Here is an 8,003-nt window from a genome sequence, read left to right on the forward strand (position 1 = left end):
TCCACGGGCTGCCCGAGACGTCGGTCAACGAGGTCCTCGAGTTCGAGGGCGGCACCCTCGGCCTCGCGCTGAACCTCGACGAGGAGTCGATCGGCGCCGTCGTGCTCGGCGACATCGAGCACATCGAGGAGGGCCAGCCGGCCCGCGCAACGGGCCGCATCCTCTCGGTCCCCGTCGGCGACGGGCTGCTCGGTCGCGTCGTCGACCCCCTCGGTCGGCCCGTCGACGGGCGCGGTCCCATCCAGGCCACCCAAGAGCGCCGCCTCGAGGTGCAGGCGCCGGGCATCGTCTCCCGGCAGCCGGTCACCGAGCCGCTGCAGACCGGCATCAAGGCCATCGACTCGATGACGCCGATCGGCCGGGGCCAGCGGGAGCTGATCATCGGCGACCGCAAGACCGGCAAGACCACCGTCGCCATCGACACGATCATCAACCAGGGCGGCCAGGGCGTGAAGTGCATCTACGTCGCCATCGGCCAGAAGGGCTCGACGGTGGCCCAGACCGTCGCCACCCTGCACGAGTACGGGGCCATGGAGTACACGGTGGTGGTCGCGGCCCCGGCCTCGGAGTCGGCGCCGTTCAAGTACCTGGCGCCCTACTCGGGCTGCGCCATGGGCCAGCACTGGATGGAGAACGGCCAGCACGCACTGATCGTCTTCGACGACCTGTCCAAGCAGGCCGAGGCCTACCGCCAGCTCTCACTGCTGCTGCGCCGCCCCCCGGGGCGCGAGGCCTACCCCGGCGACGTCTTCTATCTCCACTCCCGGCTCCTCGAGCGGGCCGCCAAGCTGAACGACGAGAACGGCGCAGGCTCGATGACCGCCCTTCCCGTCATCGAGACCAAGGCCGGTGACGTCTCCGCCTACATCCCGACCAACGTGATCTCGATCACCGACGGCCAGGTGTACCTGGAGTCCGACCTCTTCTATTCGGGCGTGCGGCCTGCGATCAACGTGGGCATCTCGGTGTCCCGCGTGGGGGGCGCCGCCCAGATCAAGGCCATGAAGTCGGTGGCCGGCACGCTCAAGATCGACCTGGCCCAGTTCCGCGAGCTGGAGGCCTTCGCCAGCTTCGGCTCCGAGCTGGACAAGGTGTCCCAGGCCCAGCTCGACCGGGGCTACCGGCTGACCGAGCTGCTGAAGCAGTCCCAGAACGCGCCCATGCCGGTCGAGGAGCAGGTCTTCTCGATCTACGCCGGCACCAACGGCTACCTCGACGACATTCCCGTCGGGGACGTGCGCCGCTTCGAGGCCGAGATGCTCGACTACCTGCGCACCCGCCACGGCGGGCTGCTCGACCACGTCCGCACCAGCAAGGAGATGCCCGCCAAGGAGCAGGTCGACGAGGCCCTGCAGGGCTTCAAGGGCGTCTTCCAGCCGACCGCAACGGCGGAGTAGCGAGGTTCGATGGCCGGAGGCCAGGAGCGGATCCTCCGTAGGCGGATCCGCAGTGTCCAGTCCACCAAGAAGATCACCCGGGCCATGGAGCTCATCGCCGCCTCGCGCATCGTGCGGGCCCAGCAGGCGATAGCCGCCGCCCGTCCCTACGTGGCGCAGATCCGCCAGGTCGTGGCCGACCTGGCGCGCGACCCCGAAGCCCGGCGCCATCCGCTCTACCGGGAGCCGGAGGAGGCCCGGCGGGCCGCCATCGTGGCCGTCACCGCCGACCGCGGCCTGGCCGGCGCCTACAACTCGTCGATCCTGCGGGCCACCGAGCGCATGATCCGCGATCACGAGTCCCGTGGCCTCGAGGTGATGCTCGTCACCACCGGCCGCAAGGCGCAGTCGTACTTCCGCTACCGGGGCCGGCCGCCCGAGGCGTCGTTCACGGGCTTCTCGGAGCGGCCCAGCTTCGAGGACGCCCGCCGGGTGGCGGCGGGGCTGATCGACGCCTACTCCGAGGGGAACATCGACTCGATCCAGCTCATCTACACCCGCTTCGTCTCACTGGGGTCGCAATCGGTGACCCGGCGCCAGCTCATCCCGTTGCAGGACCAGGACGGCGCCGAGGGAGAGGAGCCCACCAGCACAGTGGTCTACGAGTACGAGCCGGACGCGGAGGAGATCGTGGAGCGCCTGCTCCCCAGCTGGGTCGAGGCCGAGGTGCTGGCCGCCCTGCTGGAGGCGGCGGCGTCCGAGCAGGCGTCGCGCCAGCGGGCCATGAAGGCCGCCACCGACAACGCCGACGACCTGATAACCCGCCTCACCCGGGTCATGAACCGGGCCCGCCAGGACGCCATCACGACCGAGATCATGGAGATCGTGGGCGGGGCCGAGGCCCTGCGCCAGTCCGCCTCCGCCCGAGCCGAATGAACAGGAGACCGAGCCGATGACCACGCTTGCCGAACCGACCCAGACCTCCGAGGGCCGCACCCTGCGCGACGGCCGGGTGGTCGCCATCGCCGGCCCGGTCGTCGACGTCGAGTTCCCGCCCGATGCCCTGCCCGAGATCAACTTCGCCGTCGAGATGGACATCGAGCTCGAGGGCCAGACGACGACCGTCACCTCCGAGGTGGCCCAGCAGATCGGCGACGGCCGGGTCCGCTGCGTCTGCCTCAAGCCGACGGACGGCCTGCGCCGGGGCACCCCCGTGCGCAACACCGGCCGGGGCATCACGGTCCCCGTCGGGGACGAGGTGCTCGGCCACGTGTTCAACGTCATCGGGGAGCCGCTGGACGTGGAGTCGATCGGACGGGTCGAGGACCGGTGGGACATCCACCGCGACCCGCCCCCGTTCGACGCCCTCGAGCCCAAGGCCCAGATGTTCGAGACCGGCATCAAGGTGGTCGATCTGCTCGAGCCCTACGTGCAGGGCGGAAAGATCGGCCTGTTCGGCGGGGCCGGCGTGGGCAAGACCGTCATCATCCAGGAGATGATCCGCCGGGTGGCCGACCAGCACGGCGGGGTGTCGGTCTTTGCCGGAGTGGGGGAGCGCACGCGTGAGGGCACCGACCTCTGGCTGGAGATGCAGGAGTCCGGGGTGATCAACAAGACCGCCCTCGTCTACGGCCAGATGGACGAGCCGCCGGGCGTGCGCCTCCGCGTAGGCCTGTCGGCGCTCACCATGGCCGAGTACTTCCGCGACGTGAAGAACCAGGACGTGCTGCTGTTCATCGACAACATCTTCCGCTTCATCCAGGCCGGGTCCGAGGTGTCCACCCTCCTCGGGCGCATGCCGTCCGCCGTGGGCTACCAGCCGACCCTGGCCGACGAGATGGGCGAGCTCCAGGAGCGGATCACCTCGACCCGGGGCCGCTCGATCACCTCGCTGCAGGCCGTCTACGTGCCCGCCGACGACTACACCGACCCGGCGCCGTTCACGACCTTCACCCACCTCGACGCCACCACCGAGCTGTCCCGCGACATCGCCGCCCTCGGCATCTACCCGGCCGTGGACCCGTTGTCATCGACGTCGAACATCCTGACGACGGAGGTGGTCGGCGAGCGCCACTACGCCGTGGCCCGCCGGGTGCAGGAGGTGCTGCAGCGCTACCGGGAGCTGCAGGACATCATCGCCATCCTCGGCATCGACGAGCTGTCGGAGGAGGACCGGGTCACGGTGGCCCGGGCCCGCAAGGTGCAGCGCTTCCTGTCGCAGCCGTTCTTCGTGGCCGAGGTGTTCACCAACCTGCCCGGTATCTACGTGCCGGTGTCGGAGACAGTGGAGTCCTTCGAGGCTCTGGTCAACGGTGAGATGGACGAGGTGCCCGAGCAGGCCTTCCTCAACGTCGGCGGGGTCGAGGGCGTGCTCGAGAAGGCCCGCCAGCTCCAGGGCGAGTAGGAGCGACCGCCCGTGGCCACCACCCACGTCGAGATCGTCGCCCCCGAGCGCAATCTGTTCTCGGGCGAGGCGGAGATGGTCGTCTGCCGCGCCGAGGGCGGGGACATCGCCTTCCTGGCCGACCACATGCCCTACCTGGCGGCGCTCGAGGCGGGTGAGATCCGGGTCGACCTCGAAGGAGGGGCCCAGGAGCGCTTCGTGGTGAGTGGCGGCTTTGTCCAGGTCCACGACAACCGGGTGATCATGCTCGTGGTCGAGGGGGGCGAAGAGACTCCCGTGCCCACCGACGTCGCCGCCACCGACTCGACCTAGGCGCCCCGCCCTTGCCCCGTGTCCGGCTCGGCGTGGTCCTCCTGGTCCCCGAGCCGGTCGCCGCCGAGATCAACGGGCTGCGCCGTGGGCTCGGGGACGGGACCCTGGGCCGCATCCCCGCCCACCTCACCCTCGTCCCGCCGGTCAACGTGGCCCTCGACCGCGTCGACGAGGCCGGCGACGTGCTCCGCACCGCGGCGGCCGGGTGCCCGGCGCCCCTCGAGCTGACCCTCGGCCCCGCCGTCACCTTCTGGCCGGTCACCCCGGTCATCTACCTGGAGGTGGGGGGCGCCCTCTCCGAGCTGCACGCTCTGCGGGACCGGGTCTTCCGCGATCCCCTGGCCCGCCCCCTCACCTACGACTTCGTCCCCCACGTCACCCTGGCCGACGAGGTCCCCGGCGCCGAGCGCATCGAAGCCGCCGTCCGGGCCCTGGCCGACTACGCCCGGACAGTGCCGTTCGAGAGCCTCCACCTGCTCCGGGAGGGCCCGGGCCGGGTGTGGGAGCCCATTGCCGAGGTCCCCCTGGCCCCGCCCCGCGTGGTCGGCCGCGGCGGCCTCCCGCTCGACCTGACCGTCTCGTCGCATCCCGACCTGACCGTCTCGGCCCGCCTCGGCGGCCCGGACACGGTCGCCGTCACCGCCCGCCGCCAGGGCCAGGCCGTCGGTGTCGCCTCGGCGCTCCTGACCGCCCGGGCGGGGTCTGCCCCCGACGCGGCGTGGCTCCTCGGGGTGGACGTCGCCGTCCCGGCCCGGCGCACCGGGGTCGGCGCCCGTCTGGTGGCCGAGCTGGCCGCCGCCCTGCTCGAGCGGGGCGTGGAGGTCCTCCTGGTGCCGGCGCCGGGGCCTTCGGCCGCCGGCTTCCTCGAGCGGATGGGCTTCAGGCCCCGTTCGGCGGACGTCTGGGCCCGCCGGCTGTAGGTGGCCGCGCCGTCCCGAGCGGAGCGGGGACGGGAGCCCCCCGCGAAACATAAAACCGCGTGCCGTATATGAAAATTCATATACGGCCGGATTTCGCCCGGCAGAGTGGTACGAGCTGCACGCTCGGTGGAGGATTTCGGGTAACTCTCGGACTGTTGGCCGCCATTCGCCCGGTTTCCCACCTGTCGTATGTGACGATTCACATACGACACGAGATTTCAATAATCGGGGTGCCCGGGGGGAGGGCGGCGGCCCGCCGGAACCGGCCTGGTCCTAGGAGAAGTCGACCAGGCTGAACTCCTGGAGCTTGGTAAGCCGGTGCCAGGCCTCGACCAGGCGGACGGTGCCGGAGCGGGAGCGCATCACCAGCGACTGGGTGGCGACCCCGCGGTCGCGCTCGTAGCGCACACCGCGGAGGAGATCCCCGTCGGTCACCCCCGTGGCGGCGAAGAAGCAGTTGTCCCCGGCCACCAGGTCGTTGGTGGTGAGGACCCGCTCGACGTCGTAGCCGGCTGCGACCGCCGCCCGGCGCTCCGACTCGTCCCGGGGCCAGAGCCGGCCCTGCAGCTCCCCGCCCATGCACTTGATGGCGGCGGCGGCCAGGACGCCCTCGGGCGTGCCGCCGATGCCGAACAGGATGTCGGCGCCGGCGCCGGGCCACGCCGTCGACATGGCCCCCGCCACATCCCCGTCCGGGATGAGGCGGATGCGGGCCCCCGCATCCCGGATCTCGGCGATCAGGTCCTTGTGGCGGTCGCGATCCAGCACCACCGCCGTCAGGTCCCGGACCGGCACCCCCTTCGCCTTGGCCACGGCCTCGAGGTTGTGCGAGGCCGAATCGGCGAGGTCGACGCTGCCGACCGCCTCCGGCCAGACCGCCAGCTTCTCCATGTAGACGCACGGGCCGGGATCGAACATGGTGCCCCGCTCGCTGGCCGCGATCACCGCCAGGGCGTTGGGCCGGCCGAGGGCGGTGGGGGTGGTCCCCTCGATCGGGTCGACGGCGATGTCGATGACCGGTGGGGAGCCGTCACCCACCCGCTCACCGTTGTAGAGCATCGGGGCCTCGTCCTTCTCCCCCTCGCCGATGACCACGACGCCGTCCATGCTCACCGTCTGGAGCATCACCCGCATGGCGTCCACGGCGGCGCCGTCGGCGCCCTCCTTGTCCCCCCGCCCCATCCAGCGCCCCGCCGCCATGGCCGCGGCCTCGGTCACCCGGACCAGCTCCATGGCCAGGTTGCGGTCCGGTGTCCTGTCCTCGCTCATGGCCGGGACGATACCCAGGCCGGGAGGACCGCTCAGGCGGCGGGCCAGTTACCGAAGGGCCGCAGCCACCACCGCCGGCGGGTGGGGGTGACGTCGTCGACTCCGTCCAGATAGGGCGCGGGATCGGGCGCCGGCGGACGGGACATCCGCTCGGCCGGGGGCCGGGCCATCCGCTCGGCGGGGGGGCGGCCGGCCGGCACCGGCACGGGGCGGGGCACCCGTTGGATCGGCTGCGGCGCCGGGGTGGGACGTGGCTCCTGGGGCGGGGCCGGGGCCCGGGGTGCCGGGACTGTCGTGGGGACCGGGGCCGGCGGGACGGCCATCAACGACGGGGCGGGGGCAGCAGCCGGGGGGGCGGAGGCCGCGGCCGGCGGGGCGGAGACGGAGGCCGGCGGGGCGGAGACGGAGGCCGGGGCGGGGATCGGAGGAGGAGCGGGTGCCGGGGGCACCAGACCCCGCCGGCCGTCCTCCACGATCAGGCGCGCCTCGGTGGTGGCCACCGCCCGGATCCGCTCGGCCTCGGAGCGGGCCTCACGCAGGAGGCGGGTGACGGCCTCGGCGGCGGACTGGCGCATCTCCGCCGCCTCGCGCTCGGCCCGGGCCACCGTGGCGGCGGCGTATTCCATGGCGTCGGACCGGATGCGGGCGGCGTCGTGGCGGGCCACGGAGATGGCCCGCTCGATGATGGCCTCCGCCTCCTCCTCGGCCTCGCCCATCCACTCGAGGATCTCGTTCTCAGCCGCGGTGTACAGCTCGATCATCGCCCGCCCAGGGTAACGACGGGCGGTTCGTCCCTGGTGAATGGTCGGCGGGGTTACCGTCGGGGCATGTCGGAGCGCGTGCTCAGCGCCCGGCTCTGCGCCCGGGGCCGGGTGATTGCCGACGCCCAGCTGTCCCCCGACGGCAGCCTGGTGAGCGCGGTCGTGCGCACGACGGGCCGGGCCGAGCTGGTCGTCGTGCCGGCGGGCGGCGGGGCCGAGCTGGTGCTGTCCGGGGAGCCGGACGTGGCCGGGGCCCACCCCTCGGGGGGCGGGGGCCACTGCTGGACCCCGGACGGGGCCGGTCTCGTCTACGTGGGCCGGGAGGGCGGCCTCTGGCGGGTGCCCGCCGGCGGCGGGAGCGCCGCCCGGGTGGGCCCGGCCCGGTCGGGCGAGGAGGAGGGTCCGCCGGTCTGGAGCCCGGCGGTCTCGCCCGACGGCGCCACCCTGGTCTGGGTCGAGGACGGGCGCCGGGTCGTGGCGGCGCCGCTGGACGGGGCGGGCCCGCCGACGCTCCTGACCGAGCCCGAGCCCGACTTCGCGATGGACCCGGTGGTCTCCCCGGACTCCGCCCGGGTGGCGTGGGTGGAGTGGGACGTCCCCGCCATGCCCTGGGACTCGAGCCGGGTGGTCGGGGACGACCTCCGGACGGGCCGGCGCCGGGTGGTGGCGGGCGGGGAGGGGGTGGCGGTCCAGCAGCCCCGCTTCGGCCCGGGTGGGCGCCTGGGGTGGGTGAGCGACGCGACCGGGTGGGCCAACGTCTGGGCCGAGGGGGAGGGGGGCGGCCCGGCCCGGCCCGTGCTGGAAGAGGCGTTCGAGCACGCCGAGGCGGCGTGGGGGCCGGGGCAGCGGTCGTGGTGCTGGAGCCCGGACGGGGGGGCGGTGGGGGCGTGCCGGAACGAGGGTGGCTTCGCCCGGTTGGTGGTGGCGGCGGCCGGGGCCCGGGAGGGCGGGCCCGAGGTCC

At 73.1% G+C, this 8,003-nt stretch carries 8 protein-coding genes; 6 read left to right on the forward strand and 2 right to left on the reverse strand.

The annotated features are described in order from the left end of the window. The 5 genes from atpA to VFW24_05645 form a co-directional block, all read left to right on the forward strand. Positions 1–1,397: F0F1 ATP synthase subunit alpha (atpA, locus tag VFW24_05625; GenBank protein ID HEX5266233.1), on the forward strand; the 1,397-nt coding region annotated here is incomplete at its 5' end. A gap of 9 nt (positions 1,398–1,406) precedes the next feature. Beyond that, entirely contained in the window at positions 1,407–2,312 is a 906-nt protein-coding gene (locus VFW24_05630) for a F0F1 ATP synthase subunit gamma (protein HEX5266234.1), read from the forward strand. Between the two features lie 16 nt (positions 2,313–2,328). Next, a complete protein-coding gene (atpD, locus tag VFW24_05635; GenBank protein ID HEX5266235.1) occupies positions 2,329–3,780 on the forward strand; it encodes a F0F1 ATP synthase subunit beta in 1,452 nt (483 codons plus the stop codon). Between the two features lie 12 nt (positions 3,781–3,792). Beyond that, positions 3,793–4,092, forward strand: coding sequence for a F0F1 ATP synthase subunit epsilon (locus VFW24_05640; protein HEX5266236.1), 300 nt, complete (start codon positions 3,793–3,795; stop codon positions 4,090–4,092). 11 nt (positions 4,093–4,103) lie between these two features. Further along, positions 4,104–5,012, forward strand: a complete 909-nt coding sequence (locus VFW24_05645) for a 2'-5' RNA ligase family protein (GenBank protein HEX5266237.1) — start codon at positions 4,104–4,106, stop codon at positions 5,010–5,012. Positions 5,013–5,285: 273 nt separating this feature from the next. Here the strand turns inward: VFW24_05645 and glpX are convergent, their stop codons facing one another. Both glpX and VFW24_05655 read right to left on the reverse strand, forming a co-directional pair. Then, complete coding sequence (gene glpX, locus VFW24_05650) at positions 5,286–6,281, reverse strand: class II fructose-bisphosphatase (protein HEX5266238.1); 996 nt, start codon at positions 6,279–6,281, stop codon at positions 5,286–5,288. A gap of 32 nt (positions 6,282–6,313) precedes the next feature. Beyond that, positions 6,314–7,042 (reverse strand): hypothetical protein, encoded by a 729-nt coding sequence (locus tag VFW24_05655; GenBank protein HEX5266239.1) that lies wholly within the window; start codon positions 7,040–7,042, stop codon positions 6,314–6,316. A gap of 66 nt (positions 7,043–7,108) precedes the next feature. Here VFW24_05655 and VFW24_05660 point away from each other — a divergent pair. Continuing rightward, on the forward strand, positions 7,109–8,003 hold an 895-nt coding region (locus VFW24_05660), incomplete at its 3' end, for a hypothetical protein (protein ID HEX5266240.1).

The sequence above is a fragment of the Acidimicrobiales bacterium genome (genome assembly GCA_036273495.1).
Taxonomy (GTDB): Bacteria; Actinomycetota; Acidimicrobiia; order Acidimicrobiales; family JAJPHE01; genus DASSEU01.